Source organism: Scandinavium sp., assembly GCF_032012665.1.
Taxonomy (GTDB): Bacteria; Pseudomonadota; Gammaproteobacteria; order Enterobacterales; family Enterobacteriaceae; genus Scandinavium.
The window spans coordinates 47630-62767 of record NZ_DALZVG010000008.1; the positions used below are offsets into that span (position 1 = coordinate 47630).

The following is a 15138-nucleotide window of genomic DNA, read 5'->3' on the forward strand; positions in this document are numbered from 1 at the left end:
ACGGCCAGATTGCAGTCTGGTTATGCCTCGCCGAGCGCTTCCCGGGTGGGCAGGCCTTCGCTGTCGCCCTGTACCTGAATTGCCAGCGAGCCAATTTTGTTGCCGCGAGTGACGGCCTGCGGCAGCGTTTTGCCTTCGAGCAGTGCGCTGATGACGCCGACGGCAAAACCATCGCCAGCGCCGACGGTATCGACGACGTTCTCTACTTTCAACGCCGCTACGGCACCACGTTCGCCGTTCTGGCTCTGATACCATGCGCCGTCAGCGCCGGTTTTGATGATGACTGCCTTCACGCCGCGGCTCAGGTAAAACTCAGCAATCCCTTCCGGCGTGTGTTCTCCGGTGAGGATTGCGCCTTCTTTCAAACCGGGCAGAACCCAGTCCGCTTTGCAGGCCAGCCGATTAAGCTTCTCGCGCATCTCGCTTTCACTGCGCCAGAGCACCGGACGAAGGTTAGGATCGAAGGAGATCGTTTTCCCCTCCCGTTTCATCTCGCTCGCGGCATGATCCAGCAGCGCATAAGCGCTGTCTGACAGACCGGCGGCGACGCCGCTAAGGTGCAGATGGCGGGCACGGGCGAAATGTGAAAGGGTAAAATCTTCCTGGCTGAGATGGCTGGCAGCCGAACCTTTGCGGAAGTATTCCACAATGGGATCGGTTCCATTTTCGGCTTTCGATTTGAGCTGGAAACCGGTCGGATAGCGTTCATCCATCGTTACCCCCTCCCGGTTGATTCCTTCCTGTTGCAGCGAATCCAGCACGAACTGTCCGAAGCTGTCCGTGCCGACGCGGCTCACCCAGCTGACGTTTAGCCCCAGGCGTGCCAGGCCGATGGCCACGTTCAGTTCAGCTCCGGCCACGCGTTTAATAAAGCGATCAACCTGGTGCAGCTCGCCGGTGTTCTGGGCGACAAACATTGCCATGGCCTCGCCGATGGTGATGACATCCAGTGCCTGTTTCATGGTTACTCCTCGCGCAGCCAGCGGACATAGTGACGGGTGACGGCGACTAAATCGTCGCCTTCCAACGGAAACTCAATGCCGCGTGGAACGTCGCCCGGCAGGCTGTCGAGCAGCGCCGCCCAGCGTGGATCGCGGTCCGGCACGCCAGCGCGCCAGCCGGCGTGATGGGGTTCAGCGGCTTTAACATGCACGTAGTCCACACCGGGAGCTAACAGGCGAGAGGCCTGTTCAGGCGACTCACCCAGCCATATCCAGTTGCCCATATCAAACGTCAGCCTGACGGGCAGGCTATGCTCGTCAATCGCCGCCAGGAAGCGCTGCATCGGTGCCAGTCTGCCGTACTCGCTTTGGTCATTCTCGATAACCAGCGGCACCGGGCTTTCGGCCAGCAGCGTGCGCAATGAGGTCAGTTCGTCTGTCTTTCTGAAATGGCCGAGTGAAAGCTTCAGCCACAGTGCGTTCAGGGCGTGGGCTTCATCAAGCAGAGCGGGAAGGCGGGGGTTAAGGCTACCGTCATCGGTAAACAGCGCCTCTGGGGCGGAGTAGCAGGCCAGCAGGTTGTGGTGCGCTATTGCCGTTGCCAGCGGTGGCAGGCGGTCAATATCCTGCGGGCTCAACAGCTCACGGCGGATTTCGACGCCATCGGCACCGGCCGCGGCAATAATGGGCAGCACGGCGGCTTGCCCGCCCAGGGACCTGATTCGGTCATGGCCATAGGCGGCAGTGACGACGATGATTTTTCTTGTCATCCGGTAACTCCAAAGCGTATTGAGCGGGGTTTCTCTTTACTACGCTAGATGGAACCGGTTCCAAAGAAAAGTCAGGGCTGGCTGTTTTATGATCGCCATCACAAGGGAATTAGCGGCGGGTGGATCCGCGCACGATCAGCTCGCCGGAGAATACCTGCTCGCGGATCGGTTCGTTGCTGCCTTCGATCCGCCGTACCACCTGTTCTACGGCGGCATGGCCAATTTTCCAGGTCGGCTGTTTGAGGGTGGTAATGCCGACGCCCGCCAGTTCAGCCCACTCCAGCTCATCAAAGCCCAGCAGACCGATGTCGCTTCCCCAGTGCAGGCCGAGACGTTTAAGGGAGCGCGCCACCAGCAGCGTCAGCGCGCCGTTGGCGGAGATCACGGCTTTACGCATTCCGCGATGAGCGGCGTGGAACTGGCGCAGGGCGTTATCAATCAGCGCGCCATCATTCAGCGGCACTTCCACATTCTCGGCTCTGATACCCGGATAGCGGGCAAGCGTGGCGCGAAACGCGGCCAGGCGCTCCCTGCGCGTGTTGACGCTTCCGAGCGGTTCGCTGATGAACAGCAGTGCTTCAAATCCTTGTTCAACAAGGTGTTCGGTAGCCGTGGTGGCGGCCTGGTTGTTATCCAGCCCCACCACGTCGCAGGCGAAATCAGGAATTTTTCTGTCGATGAGCACCATCGGCAGCGCTGACTGTTGCAGGCGGTTCAGCCCCTCTTCATGCATGCCCACGGCGTTCACCACGATCCCTTCCACCTGGTAGCTGCGCAGCAGGTCGAGGTAATGCCGCTCCTGGTCAACTTCGTTATTGGTGTTGCAGACCAGAGGCGTAAAGCCCTGCTCGCGGCAGGCGGCTTCAATACCGCTCAGCACGTTGACGGAGTAAGGGTTGGTAATATCGGCGATGATCAGACCAATCAGCCGGGTTCGGCCATGCTTCAGGCCGCGCGCCATCAGGCTCGGACGGTAATCGAGAGCGGCAATTGCGGTTTCAATACGTGCCAGCAGGGCATCGGACAGCAGATGTTTTTCGCCGTTGAGGTAGCGTGACACGCTGGTTTTGCCCGTTTTTGCTGCTTTTGCCACGTCGCTGATGGTCGCTCGCGCCTTGTTCGCCATGAGGGGTTCCTTCGCCTGAATGTGTGAACACCTTAGCGTGAAAATGGGCGATGGCAAGCGGTTAATGCCGGGGGGAACTGGGGGAAACGTAAGCCGGGGGCGATTGCCTCGCCGCCCGACATAATGGTTACTGTAACGGACTCAGCGTAATCTCTACGCGACGGTTCTGGGCTTTGCCTTCCGCCGTGCCGTTGCTGGCGATCGGATTCGCCGGGCCCATTCCGCTGGTGCGGATGCGGTTAGCCGCAACGCCCTGAGTGATCAACGCGCTTGCAACGGAGTCTGCACGCTGCTGAGACAGGCGCAGGTTCAGATCCTGGCTACCGGTGCTGTCGGTGTAGCCGACCACGTTGACGGCCGTCTTTTGATACTCTTTGAGCACCATTGCCACGCCGGTGAGCGTGTTGGCACCCGCCGGTTTCAGGTTGGCGCTGCTGCTGTCGAAGGTGACGTTGTTGGGCATATTCAGCACGATGTTGTCGCCGTTACGGGTGACGCTGACGCCGGTGCCCTGCATTTTTTCGCGCAGTTTCGCTTCCTGCACATCCATGTAATACCCTGCGCCGCCGCCGACGGCAGCACCTGCTGCGGCACCAATCAGCGCGCCTTTGCCGCGGTCTTTCTTCGACGACGACAGCATGCCGATACCCGCACCCGCCAGCGCGCCAATGCCTGCGCCAATACCGGATTTGCCCGCTTCGCGCTCACCGGTATAAGGGTTGGTGGTACAGCCGGAAAGGGCCAGTGCGCCGCTGACCATAGCAGCAATCACGATTACGCGTTTTTTCATCTTATTTCCTTAATCCTTTTTATTCTTTGCCACGACGAACGTGGCGGTTGATTATGACGCGGGATTGCGAGGAAAATTCCCGGAGCAATCCTGAAATATGTAAATAAATGGAACGCTGATGAAAAAATTGGCGTCGCAACACCTGCATTCGTAAACCAGGAGCCTGTTTTGGCCAACTCATCCGCAACAAAAACCGTTCTGACCGCCGCCCACTGGGGGCCGATGCTGGTCGACACCGACGGCGACACCGTACTGGCCTCGCGCGGCGCGCTTTCCGGCACGTTTGAAAACTCCCTGCAAAGCGTGGTGCGGGATCAGGTGCACAGTAAAACGCGCGTCCGTTACCCGATGGTGCGCAAAGGATTTCTGGCCTCGCCAGAAAATCCGCAGGGCGTGCGCGGAGAGGATGAGTTTGTTCGTGTGAGCTGGGATGAGGCCCTGGATCTGATCCACACGCAGCATAAAAGAATTCGTGAAACCTACGGCCCGGCGTCGATTTTCGCGGGCTCCTACGGCTGGCGTTCGAACGGGGTGTTACACAAAGCCGCCACGCTGCTGCAGCGCTATATGAGCCTGGCGGGTGGCTATACCGGGCATTTGGGGGATTACTCCACCGGGGCGGCGCAGGCGATTATGCCTTACGTCGTTGGAGGCAATGAGGTCTATCAGCAGCAGACCAGCTGGCCGATGATTCTGGAACATACCGACGTGGTGGTGCTGTGGAGCGCCAATCCGCTAAACACGCTTAAGATTGCCTGGAACGCCTCCGATGAGCAGGGCATTACCTTCTTCGCCAGGCTGCGACGCAGCGGCAAGCGGCTGATCTGCATCGATCCGATGCGATCGGAAACCGTCGATTTCTTCGGGGAGTCGGTGGAGTGGATTGCCCCGCATATGGGCACCGACGTGGCGCTGATGCTCGGAATAGCGCATACGCTGGTGGAAAACGGCTGGCACGATACGGCGTTCCTGGAACGCTGCACTACGGGCTATGAACAGTTTGCGCTTTACCTGATGGGTGAGCGCGACGGCGTGGCGAAAACCGCCGAGTGGGCGGCAGAAGTTTGCGGCGTAAAGGCGGCCAAAATCCGCGAACTGGCGAAGCTGTTCCATGAAAATACCACCATGCTGATGTCCGGCTGGGGCATGCAGCGCCAGCAGTTTGGTGAGCAAAAGCACTGGATGCTGGTCACGCTGGCGGCGATGCTCGGGCAAATCGGCACGCCGGGAGGTGGTTTTGGGCTTTCGTACCACTTTGCCAACGGCGGCAACCCGACGCGTCGTGCGGCGGTGCTGGCCTCAATGCAGGGCTGCGTGAAAGGCGGAACGGATGCCGTCGATAAAATCCCGGTGGCGCGCATTGTGGAAGCGCTGGAAAACCCGGGTGTGCCCTACCAGCACAACGGCATGGACCGCCATTTCCCGGATATTCGTTTCGTTTGGTGGTGCGGCGGGGCCAACTTTACCCATCATCAGGATACCAACCGCCTGATTCGCGCCTGGCAAAAACCGGAGCTGGTGGTCATTTCCGAATGCTTCTGGACCGCGGCCGCGCGCCATGCGGATATCGTTTTACCGGCGACGACCTCGTTCGAGCGCAATGATTTGACCATGACCGGCGACTACAGCAACCAGCATCTGGTGCCGATGAAGCGCGTGGTGCCACCGCGCGACGAGGCGCGGGATGATTTAGAGGTGTTTGCCGAACTCAGCGAGCGCTGGGAAGCGGGCGGCCACGAACGTTTTACCGAAGGGAAAAGCGATCTCGAATGGTTAGAGACCTTCTATGAGATAGCCGGACAGCGCGGTGCCAGCCAACAGGTGACGCTGCCGCCGTTCCGTGAATTCTGGGAAGCGAATGCGCTTATTGAAATGCCGGAGAGCGAACAGAACGCGCAGTTCATCCGCTTCGCGGCCTTCCGCAAGGATCCTCAGGCCAACCCGCTGAAAACAGACAGCGGCAGGATTGAAATCTATTCGCAGCGCATCGCCGGATTCGGCTATGCCGACTGTCCGGGGCACCCGACGTGGCTTGAGCCTGACGAGTGGCACGGCAATGCGCAGCCCGGCCAGCTTCAGCTGTTGTCTGCACATCCGGCGCACCGTTTGCACAGCCAGCTCAATCACACCTCCCTGCGTGAGAAGTATGCCGTGGCGGGGCGCGAGCCTTTGACGTTAAATCCTGAAGACGCCAGGGCGCGCGGCATCAGCGATGGCGATCTGGTGCGCGTCTGGAACTCACGCGGGCAGGTGCTGGCCGGAGCGGTGGTGTCCGGGGGGATCCGACCGGGCGTGATTTGCCTGCACGAAGGCGCGTGGCCGGATCTGGATCGTGAGGCCGGTGGCATCTGCAAAAACGGCGCGGTGAACGTGCTGACCAAAGACATCCCCAGCTCGAAGCTGGGGAACGGCTGTGCGGGGAATACGGCGCTGGTGTGGCTGGAGAAATACCACGGGCCGTGGCTTCCGCTTACGGCATTCGATCCGCCTGCCAGCGCATAAGCCAGGTCGGCTGCTGAGTGTCATCCTGCCATGCGCTGTCTTCAATACGAAAGCCCTGCGCATGGTAGAAATTCACTGCCCGGCTGTTCTTCTGGTACACCTCAAGGCTTAAATCCGGGTAGCGGTCGCAGATAAACGCGAGCAGCGCCCGGCCGATGCCGCGCCCGATGCTGTCCGGGGCGACAAACAGCGCCCCGATAAAGCGCTGATCCATCACGCTGATGAAGCCTTTCACGTTGCCTTCCTCTTCCCAGACCCACGTGTGCGCGGCGGGGAAATAGACATCGCGTACCAGCGGTTCGCTGTCATGCCAGTAGCTTTCTTCAATAAACGGATGGGCATAGATGGTGCTTTCGAGCCACAGCGCCAGCAAAGGCGTGCGATCGTTATTTTGCCATTTGCGGATCATCATCGCCTCCGGGATAGCAGAAGCAGCCGGTAATATGGTCGTTGACCAGTCCGCAGGCCTGCATAAAGGAGTAGCAAATCGTGGTGCCGACAAATTTGAAGCCGCGCTTTTTCAGCGCCTTCGACAGCGCATCCGAGGCGGGCGTGCTGGTGGGGATTTCAGCGAGGCTGGCGGCATGGCTCACCTGCGCGTGGTTATCGACAAACGACCAGACGAAATCCGCGAAGTCTTCGCCGTTGGCCTGCATCGCCAGATAAGCGCGGGCGTTGCCGATAATGGCCTGAATTTTCCCGCGGTGGCGAATGATACCCGCGTTGAGCACCAGTTTCTCTACGTCGGCTTCGTCCATAGCGGCGACTTTTACCGGATCAAAGTGGTGGAATGCTTCGCGGTAGTTTTCACGCTTTTTCAGCACCGTTATCCACGAAAGCCCGGCCTGCTGGCCTTCAAGGCAGATCATTTCAAACAGCTTTTGGTTATCCCTCTGAGCTACGCCCCATTCGCTATCGTGGTAAGCCATGTAAAGCGGGTCTGTACTTACCCAACCGCAACGTTCCATCTGATTCTCCCACTTTTTTGATGTCTCTGAAGAAATGTACAACCTGCCTTGACGACAGAAATAAAATGGCAATATTTAGTAATACGCAGTTGCGAAAAAAATCATAACAACAATGCCGGGTTCGGCTCTTTCGGAGTCGCAAAAATGATCGTTAAGAATTGCAATGGCTTTCGGGGTTGTGTCTACCCGGCTTCTGTTTTTGTGTGGATGTCTTTTGTGACATCGGCATGCGCCTGGCAACAGGAATATATCGTTTCTGACCCGCAAAGTAATACGCCTGAACGCTATACCTGGGATAGCGATCACCAACCGCGTTATGACGACATTCTCGCGGAACGCATCAGCGCCGCGCAAATGCAGCCTGGCGTTGCCGTGAATCATCCTGATGAGACTCCGCTGGACGCCACGCGCACGTTAAGCGTGGGCTGGAATATTCCCTTAAGCGCGATGTTCACCACCGGCCCGGTAGCAAGCTGGCATTATGACGGCTCGGCGACTTCTGTCTGGAATGAATTTGGCGACAGCGATACCAGCACCACGGCGCTGACCGATCCGATGTGGCACGCCAGCATCAGCACGCTCGGCTGGCGCTTTGACTCGCAGCCGCTGTGGGGCGTGCATCCCTGGGCGCAAATTAGCTACAACCAGCAGTTTGGCGAGAACCAGTGGAAGTCGCAATCGGGCCTGAACCGGACGCCTACTTCCACGCAGGACGGCAACTGGGTTGACGTTACGGTTGGGGCCGATATGCTTTTAAATCAGAACGTTGCAGCCTATGCTGCCTTATCTCAGGCGGATAACATGAGCGTCAGCGCCAACTATCTCTACGTTATGGGCGTCAGCGCTCGTTTCTAACATTTCATAAACGCTTTTAGCACACTTTTATTCCCATCTTATTACAATTATGACGCGCTTTAGCGTGATAGTGACCGCTCACGTTCGTACTTTTTTCTTTTCGGCAATGTCATTCATTCTGCATTCAGTGCATTTCATTCCGCGCTGGCGGCAATTCATGCCTTTTTTAACCTGCCATGAAGTGCACTTCGTTATTTTAAGCAGCAGTTAATCTTCATAAGGCAACTCTGCGATGAACGCTGCAATCCGTCCTTCTACCCGCTGGCTGACGCTGATCGGGACCATCATCACCCAGTTTGCGCTGGGGTCAGTTTATACCTGGAGCCTGTTTAACGGCGCGCTGTCCACCAAGCTGGATGAACCGGTAAGCCAGGTGGCGTTTTCCTTCGGTCTGCTGAGCCTGGGTCTGGCGATTTCGTCCTCCGTGGCCGGTAAGTTACAGGAACGATTTGGCGTGAAGCGTGTGACCATGGCGTCCGGCATTCTACTTGGCGTCGGTTTCTTCCTCACCGCCCATGCCAATAACCTGATGATGCTGTGGCTGAGCGCCGGTGTGCTGGTGGGGCTGGCGGACGGAGCAGGGTATCTGCTGACGCTCTCCAACTGTGTGAAGTGGTTCCCGGAGCGCAAAGGGCTGATTTCGGCGTTCTCCATCGGCGCCTATGGCCTCGGTAGCCTCGGCTTCAAGTTTATCGACAGCCAACTGCTGGCAAGCGTTGGTCTTGAGAAGACCTTTATGATCTGGGGCGCAATTGTGCTGGTGATGATTGTCTTCGGCGCGACGCTGATGAAAGACGCCCCGCTGCAGGAAGTGAAAACCCATAACGGCGTAGTAGATAACGACTTCACGCTGGCACAGTCGATGCGTAAACCGCAGTACTGGATGCTGGCGGTAATGTTCCTGACTGCCTGCATGAGCGGCCTGTACGTGATTGGCGTGGCGAAAGACATTGCGCAGAGCATGGTCCATCTCGACGTGATGACCGCGGCAAATGCGGTGACGGTGATTTCCATCGCTAACCTGAGCGGCCGTCTGGTGCTCGGTATTCTTTCCGATAAAATCGCCCGCATTCGTGTGATTACAATTGGTCAGGTGATTTCGCTGGTGGGTATGGCGGCGCTGCTGTTCGCTCCGCTGAATGCCGTGAGCTTCTTTGCCGCGATTGCCTGCGTGGCGTTTAACTTTGGCGGCACCATTACCGTGTTCCCGTCGCTGGTCAGCGAATTCTTCGGTCTGAACAATCTGGCAAAAAACTATGGCGTGATTTATCTCGGTTTCGGGATTGGCAGCATCTGTGGTTCCATCATCGCGTCGCTGTTCGGTGGGTTCTACGTGACGTTCTGCGTGATCTTCGCGCTGCTGATTCTGTCTCTGGCGCTGTCCAGCACCATTCGTCAGCCAAACCGTGAGACGCTGCAGGAGGCGCACGCCTGATTTCACCGCTTTTTATCCGCGAGTAATACATTCACGGAATAAATCTTCCCTCGGGGGGCAATTATTTTTGTAAATATTGCCCCCGATCGCATTTCCTGATGACACTTTTCCCGCATGTCATGGTCTACTTGTTGCGCTTATAGACGTTTCTCATAACTGTTTCTTACGCGATTCCTTAATCTGCTTACCGTCATGCCGACGGCTAAGTCGGTTTTTTATACCCCTTTTCCCAGGGTTTGCTTGCATGAATTACATTAAATCGTTAACGCAACAGCGGCTGTGCTTGTTCCTGGCGCTGTATATCGGCCTGTTTCTGAACGGTGCCGTGCTCATCAGACGCCTGATGGGCTACCTTGAAGATCTGACGGTCAGAAATGGGATTTCCGCCGTCATCGAAATCTTTGGTTCGGTTCTCGCTACCTTCTTCCTGTTACGACTGCTCTCGCTTTTTGGCCGCCGCCCCTGGAAGGTGCTGGCCTCGCTTGTGGTGGTGATTTCCGCCGCCGCCAGCTACTACATGACGTTTATGAACGTGGTGATTGGCTACGGTATCGTCGCTTCTGTCATGACTACCGACATCGATTTGTCCAAAGAAGTGGTAGGGCGCGGCCTGATGATGTGGACCGTGCTGGCAAGCCTGCCGCCGCTGTTCTTCATCTGGAGCAACCGCTGCCGTTACACGCTGCTGCGTCAGCTTCGCACCCGCGGTCAGCGCCTGCGTAATATCGCCGTGGTGGTGATGGCAGGGCTGCTGGTCTGGGCGCCGATTCGGGTCATGGAGCAGCAGCAGAAGAAAATCGAAAAAGCCACCGGCGTGGATATGCCAAGCTACGGCGGCGTAGTGGCGAACTCTTATTTGCCCTCGAACTGGCTCTCAGCACTGGGCCTGTATGCCTGGGCACAGGTGGATGAATCTACGGATAACAAATCCCTGATCAACCCGGCGAAGAAATTCACCTATGTGGCGCCGGGCCATGAGCTGGATGACACCTATGTGGTGTTTATCATCGGCGAAACCACCCGCTGGGATCACATGGGGATTCTGGGCTATGACCGGAACACTACGCCAAAATTAGCGCAGGAGAAAAACCTGATCGCCTATCGCGGCTACTCCTGCGATACCGCAACGAAGCTCTCTTTACGCTGTATGTTTGTCCGTCAGGGCGGCGCGGATGATAATCCACAGCGAACCCTGAAAGAGCAGAATGTCTTTGCCGTTCTGAAGCAGCTTGGTTTCAGTTCCGACCTGTTCGCGATGCAGAGTGAGATGTGGTTCTACAGTAATACCATGGCCGATAACATTGCCTACCGCGAGCAGATCGGCGCCGAGCCGCGCAACCGTGGCAAAGATGTGGACGACATGCTGTTGCTGAACGAGATGTCCCGCTCGCTGGAAGGGCATCCTAAAGGTAAGCATTTGATAATCCTGCACACTAAAGGATCTCACTACAGCTACTATCAGCGCTACACCCGTGATTTCGCTAAATGGGGGCCTGAGTGCGTGGGGATTAACAAAAACTGCAGCAAGCAGGAGCTGATTAACGCCTACGACAACTCGGTGCTGTATATCGATACCTTTATCAGTCGTGTGTTTGACCAACTGCGGGATAAAAAGGCGATCGTGTTCTATGCCGCCGACCATGGTGAATCCATCAACGAGCAGGAGCATCTGCACGGTACGCCGCGCAAGCTCGCGCCGCCGGAGCAGTTCCGCGTGCCGATGCTGGTCTGGATGTCGGATAAGTATCGTGAAAACCCGGCGAATGAACAGGCGTTCCAGCATCTGAAAGAGCAGGCTAAAATGAAGGTTCCGCGTCGCCATGTGGAGCTTTACGACACCATAATGGGCTGCCTCGGATACACCTCGCCGGACGGCGGTATCAACGAAAACAGCAACTGGTGCCGCGTTCCGGCAGGCGGGAAATAGCGGGCTGGCGAGTTTCTCGCCGATCGACCTGGCTTTTGGCGAAAAGGGATTGACGGGGTAGCATCGCAGCAGTAAGATGCGCTCCGCATTCGGCGAGTAGCGCAGCTTGGTAGCGCAACTGGTTTGGGACCAGTGGGTCGGAGGTTCGAATCCTCTCTCGCCGACCACATTTGAAAAGCCGCTCTTTTGAGCGGCTTTTTTACAACTGTAGCTTGACGAGGATGAGAAGCTCCGGGGCAGGAGGTTCGACTCGAGCGTAGCGAGAGAACGTTGCTTCAGCAACGGCCCGCAGGGCGAGCCACGTAGTGGCGAGTTATCCTCTCTCGCCGACCATATTCGAAAGGCCTGCTCTTTGAGCAGGCCTTTTTGCATTTAAAGCTAATGAGGATGAGAAGCGCCGGGGCTATCGTCGGGTGGCGGCTTCGCCTTACCCGACCTACGAAACTGCGGCCTTTGTAGGCCCGTGCAAACGCAGTGCCGCCGGGCAATATGAGCAGAATAGCAAAAACCCCCTGTTCACCCCACATCCCGCCGTCAGCTCACCGTTTTGTGACATATTCCATTGTATTTTTTTATATTTGATAAGCTCAAATCTTGCGTTACTTATGGATAAGCTCAGCATTTTCACCTGTGCGTTTTAACGTTCACGCTATTAATCGCTCAGATAATCGCCATTCTGCCAGAAATTTTTAGTATTTCGCGCAATTGTTAATCACTGGTTATTGCAAGGTGTGAAGATGATTGTGCTGCTGTTAAGCGCGTAGCATAAATTTCCCTGCTGAAAATACCCTGTCGAAGTTTTTTTAATCTTTGTCAGTGGTTTCTCACCGCTGATGTAAATCCCGGTTACCTGTATTGACGTTTGCACATCTTGTTGACAGATTGTAGGGCATGAGGGGCATTTCAGGGAGAATCTGCGCTGCTACTCAGCCGCTCTTCTGAAAGGAATCTCCAACCCTTTTAACGCCTTCGGGCACTACCGACCAGACCGGGTAAAAAATAAATAAAGGCCTGGCGGAAATACACAACAAACAAACATCACATTTGGAGCAGAATAATGAGTATTTCCTTGAAAAAGTCAGGGATGCTGAAGCTTGGTCTCAGCCTGGTGGCTTTGACCGTTGCGGCAAGCGTGCAGGCCAAAACCCTGGTTTACTGTTCTGAAGGCTCGCCGGAAGGCTTTAACCCACAGCTGTTCACCTCTGGTACGACTTACGATGCGAGTTCTGTACCGATCTATAACCGTCTGGTCGAATTCAAAACCGGTACCACCGAAATCGTCCCGGGTCTGGCTGAGAAGTGGGACGTCAGCGCCGACGGCAAAACCTACACTTTCCACCTGCGTCAGGGCGTGAAGTGGCAGGACAACAAAGATTTTAAACCGACCCGCGACATGAACGCGGACGACATCGTCTTCTCCTTCGATCGTCAGAAAAACGACAAAAACCCGTACCACAAAGTCTCTGGCGGCAGCTACGAATACTTTGAAGGCATGGGCCTGCCGGATCTGATCAGCGAAGTGAAGAAAGTGGACGACAACACCGTTCAGTTCGTGCTGACTCGTCCGGAGTCTCCGTTCCTCGCGGATCTGGCAATGGACTTTGCGTCCATTCTCTCCAAAGAATACGCAGACAACATGCTGAAAGCCGGTACGCCGGAGAAAGTAGACCTGAACCCAATCGGTACTGGTCCGTTCCAGCTGCTGCAGTACCAGAAAGACTCCCGTATTCTGTACAAAGCGTTCCCGGGTTACTGGGGCACCAAGCCGCAGATCGACCGTCTGGTCTTCTCCATCACGCCTGATGCATCCGTGCGTTATGCCAAACTGCAGAAAAACGAGTGCCAGGTTATGCCGTACCCGAACCCGGCTGACATTGCTCGCATGAAGCAGGACAAAAACATCAACCTGCTGTCTCAGGCTGGCCTGAACGTGGGCTATCTCTCCTTCAACACCGAGAAGAAACCGCTGGATGAAGTCAAAGTTCGTCAGGCGCTGACCTACGCGGTGAACAAAGAAGCGATCATCAAAGCCGTTTATCAGGGCGCTGGCGTTGCCGCGAAGAACCTGATCCCACCAACCATGTGGGGCTATAACGACGACGTTAAGGATTACACCTACGATCCGGAAAAAGCGAAAGAACTGCTGAAAGAAGCGGGCCACGCCGATGGCTTCACCATCGACCTGTGGGCGATGCCGGTTCAGCGTCCTTACAACCCGAACGCTCGCCGTATGGCTGAGATGATTCAGGCTGACTGGGCGAAAGTAGGCGTGAAAGCCAACATCGTGACCTACGAGTGGGGCGAGTACCTGAAGCGTGCGAAAGCCGGTGAGCATCAGTCTGTGATGATGGGCTGGACCGGTGATAATGGGGATCCGGACAACTTCTTCGCGACCCTGTTCAGCTGTGCGGCAGCGAAAGACGGCTCCAACTACTCCCGCTGGTGCTACAAGCCGTTTGAAGACCTGATTCAGCCAGCGCGTGCGACCGACGATCACAACAAGCGTATTGAACTGTACAAGCAGGCTCAGGTTGTCATGCATGACCAGGCTCCGGCGCTGATCATCGCTCACTCCACCGTGTACGAGCCAGTGCGTAAAGAAGTCAAAGGCTATGTGGTTGATCCGCTTGGCAAGCACCACTTCGAAAACGTCTCTGTCGAATAATAAGTACCTTGCCTGATTCCCTCTCCCCTTGGGGGAGGGAACGGGCTTCTTCTCTCCAAATTGGGGAGAGTCTGATGAGCAATACGACGTACCGTCGCCAGGCTGTACGTTATGAGAGAGAGTACGTGTTATGTTGCAGTTCATCCTCCGACGTCTGGGATTAGTCATCCCGACCTTTATCGGTATTACCCTGCTCACCTTTGCCTTTGTCCATATGATCCCCGGCGATCCGGTGATGATTATGGCGGGCGAGCGCGGTATATCCCCTGAGCGTCACGCCCAGCTTCTGGCCGCATTGGGTCTTGATAAGCCGATGTGGCAGCAGTACCTCAACTATATCTGGGGCGTTCTGCACGGCGATTTAGGCATTTCGCTGAAAAGCCGCCTGCCGGTGTGGGACGAGTTCGTTCCACGTTTCAAAGCCACGCTGGAACTTGGCGTGTGCGCGATGATTTTCGCCGTGGCCGTGGGCATTCCCGTCGGCGTGCTGGCTGCCGTTAAACGTGGATCCATCTTCGACCATACCGCCGTGGGCCTCGCGCTGACTGGTTACTCCATGCCTATCTTCTGGTGGGGCATGATGCTGATCATGCTGGTGTCGGTGCAGCTGAACCTCGCGCCGGTGTCCGGGCGTATCAGCGATTCTGTGTTCCTCGACGATACGCTGCCGTTGACCGGCTTCATGCTGATTGATACCGCCATCTGGGGCGAGCCGGGCGACTTTATCGACGCGCTGGCACACATGGTGCTGCCTGCGGTGGTGCTGGGCACTATCCCGCTGGCGGTCATCGTGCGTATGACCCGTTCGGCGATGCTGGAAGTGCTGGGTGAGGATTATATCCGTACCGCGCGCGCCAAAGGCCTGACCCGTATGCGCGTCATCATCGTTCATGCGCTGCGTAACGCGATGCTGCCGGTGGTCACCGTTATCGGCCTGCAGGTCGGCACGCTGCTGGCCGGCGCGATTCTGACCGAAACGATTTTCTCCTGGCCGGGCCTTGGGCGCTGGCTGATTGATGCCCTGCAGCGCCGTGATTACCCGGTCGTTCAGGGCGGCGTCCTGCTGGTGGCGACGATGATTATCCTCGTTAACCTGCTGGTCGATCTGCTGTACGGCGTGGTGAACCCGCGTATTCGTCATCGGAAGTAAGGGGCCATC

Annotated in this window: 12 protein-coding genes, 1 tRNA gene and 1 other RNA gene; 8 read left to right on the plus strand and 6 right to left on the minus strand. The window is 56.7% G+C overall.

Translation table 11 applies throughout. The features are described 5' to 3' along the window. Window positions 1-20: 20 nt before the first annotated feature. The 4 genes from RTU33_RS09235 to RTU33_RS09250 all read right to left on the minus strand — a co-directional run bounded on the left by RTU33_RS09235 (window position 21) and on the right by RTU33_RS09250 (window position 3627). Window positions 21-962 carry a sugar kinase gene (locus RTU33_RS09235; RefSeq protein ID WP_312626831.1) on the minus strand — a complete coding sequence of 314 codons (942 nt, stop codon included), beginning with the start codon at window positions 960-962 and terminating at the stop codon, window positions 21-23. Between the two features lie 2 nt (window positions 963-964). Beyond that, complete coding sequence (locus tag RTU33_RS09240; RefSeq protein WP_312626832.1) at window positions 965-1711, minus strand: sugar phosphate isomerase/epimerase; 747 nt, start codon at window positions 1709-1711, stop codon at window positions 965-967. Between the two features lie 109 nt (window positions 1712-1820). Then, window positions 1821-2837 carry a LacI family DNA-binding transcriptional regulator gene (locus RTU33_RS09245; RefSeq protein ID WP_312626833.1) on the minus strand — a complete coding sequence of 339 codons (1017 nt, stop codon included), beginning with the start codon at window positions 2835-2837 and terminating at the stop codon, window positions 1821-1823. Between the two features lie 127 nt (window positions 2838-2964). Then, complete coding sequence (locus RTU33_RS09250; RefSeq protein WP_312626834.1) at window positions 2965-3627, minus strand: OmpA family lipoprotein; 663 nt, start codon at window positions 3625-3627, stop codon at window positions 2965-2967. 168 nt (window positions 3628-3795) lie between these two features. On the opposite strand from RTU33_RS09250, the gene RTU33_RS09255 reads away from it, so the two are divergent. Further along, window positions 3796-6129 (plus strand): molybdopterin guanine dinucleotide-containing S/N-oxide reductase, encoded by a 2334-nt coding sequence (locus RTU33_RS09255; RefSeq protein WP_312626835.1) that lies wholly within the window; start codon window positions 3796-3798, stop codon window positions 6127-6129. Here the strand turns inward: RTU33_RS09255 and RTU33_RS09260 are convergent. Then, window positions 6098-6538, minus strand: a complete 441-nt coding sequence (locus tag RTU33_RS09260; RefSeq protein WP_312626956.1) for an N-acetyltransferase — start codon at window positions 6536-6538, stop codon at window positions 6098-6100. The genes RTU33_RS09255 and RTU33_RS09260 overlap by 32 nt on opposite strands. Next, window positions 6516-7097 (minus strand): DNA-3-methyladenine glycosylase I, encoded by a 582-nt coding sequence (gene tag / locus RTU33_RS09265; protein ID WP_312626836.1) that lies wholly within the window; start codon window positions 7095-7097, stop codon window positions 6516-6518. The genes RTU33_RS09260 and tag overlap by 23 nt, the downstream gene beginning before the upstream one ends. Before the next feature lie 144 nt (window positions 7098-7241). Between tag and RTU33_RS09270 the strand changes: the two genes are divergently transcribed. The 7 genes from RTU33_RS09270 (at window position 7242) to dppB (ending at window position 15129) form a co-directional block, all read left to right on the plus strand. Next, entirely contained in the window at window positions 7242-7952 is a 711-nt protein-coding gene (locus RTU33_RS09270) for an autotransporter domain-containing protein (protein ID WP_312626837.1), read from the plus strand. A gap of 232 nt (window positions 7953-8184) precedes the next feature. Continuing rightward, on the plus strand, window positions 8185-9387 hold the full coding sequence (locus RTU33_RS09275; protein WP_312626838.1) for an MFS transporter: 1203 nt from the start codon (window positions 8185-8187) through the stop codon (window positions 9385-9387). A gap of 244 nt (window positions 9388-9631) precedes the next feature. After that, on the plus strand, window positions 9632-11314 hold the full coding sequence (eptB, locus tag RTU33_RS09280) for a kdo(2)-lipid A phosphoethanolamine 7''-transferase (protein WP_312626839.1): 1683 nt from the start codon (window positions 9632-9634) through the stop codon (window positions 11312-11314). Window positions 11315-11404: 90 nt separating this feature from the next. After that, window positions 11405-11481: transfer RNA gene (locus RTU33_RS09285), tRNA-Pro, on the plus strand. A 33-nt stretch (window positions 11482-11514) separates the two neighbouring features. After that, a non-coding RNA gene (locus tag RTU33_RS09290) (RtT sRNA) lies at window positions 11515-11647 on the plus strand. Window positions 11648-12371: 724 nt separating this feature from the next. Continuing rightward, a complete protein-coding gene (dppA, locus tag RTU33_RS09295; RefSeq protein WP_312626840.1) occupies window positions 12372-13979 on the plus strand; it encodes a dipeptide ABC transporter periplasmic-binding protein DppA in 1608 nt (535 codons plus the stop codon). A 130-nt stretch (window positions 13980-14109) separates the two neighbouring features. Further along, on the plus strand, window positions 14110-15129 hold the full coding sequence (gene dppB / locus RTU33_RS09300) for a dipeptide ABC transporter permease DppB (protein ID WP_312626842.1): 1020 nt from the start codon (window positions 14110-14112) through the stop codon (window positions 15127-15129). Window positions 15130-15138 lie beyond the last annotated feature (9 nt).

Bases quoted from the DNA above. Each gene is read 5' to 3' on its own strand.
- dppB (WP_312626842.1), top strand. From the start codon at position 14,110: ATGTTGCAGTTCATCCTCCGACGTCTGGGATTAGTCATCCCGACCTTT.
- tag (WP_312626836.1), bottom strand. From the start codon at position 7,097: ATGGAACGTTGCGGTTGGGTAAGTACAGACCCGCTTTACATGGCTTAC.
- RTU33_RS09270 (WP_312626837.1), top strand. From the start codon at position 7,242: ATGATCGTTAAGAATTGCAATGGCTTTCGGGGTTGTGTCTACCCGGCT.
- RTU33_RS09235 (WP_312626831.1), bottom strand. From the start codon at position 962: ATGAAACAGGCACTGGATGTCATCACCATCGGCGAGGCCATGGCAATG.
- dppA (WP_312626840.1), top strand. From the start codon at position 12,372: ATGAGTATTTCCTTGAAAAAGTCAGGGATGCTGAAGCTTGGTCTCAGC.
- eptB (WP_312626839.1), top strand. From the start codon at position 9,632: ATGAATTACATTAAATCGTTAACGCAACAGCGGCTGTGCTTGTTCCTG.
- RTU33_RS09240 (WP_312626832.1), bottom strand. From the start codon at position 1,711: ATGACAAGAAAAATCATCGTCGTCACTGCCGCCTATGGCCATGACCGA.
- RTU33_RS09245 (WP_312626833.1), bottom strand. From the start codon at position 2,837: ATGGCGAACAAGGCGCGAGCGACCATCAGCGACGTGGCAAAAGCAGCA.
- RTU33_RS09250 (WP_312626834.1), bottom strand. From the start codon at position 3,627: ATGAAAAAACGCGTAATCGTGATTGCTGCTATGGTCAGCGGCGCACTG.
- RTU33_RS09260 (WP_312626956.1), bottom strand. From the start codon at position 6,538: ATGATCCGCAAATGGCAAAATAACGATCGCACGCCTTTGCTGGCGCTG.
- RTU33_RS09275 (WP_312626838.1), top strand. From the start codon at position 8,185: ATGAACGCTGCAATCCGTCCTTCTACCCGCTGGCTGACGCTGATCGGG.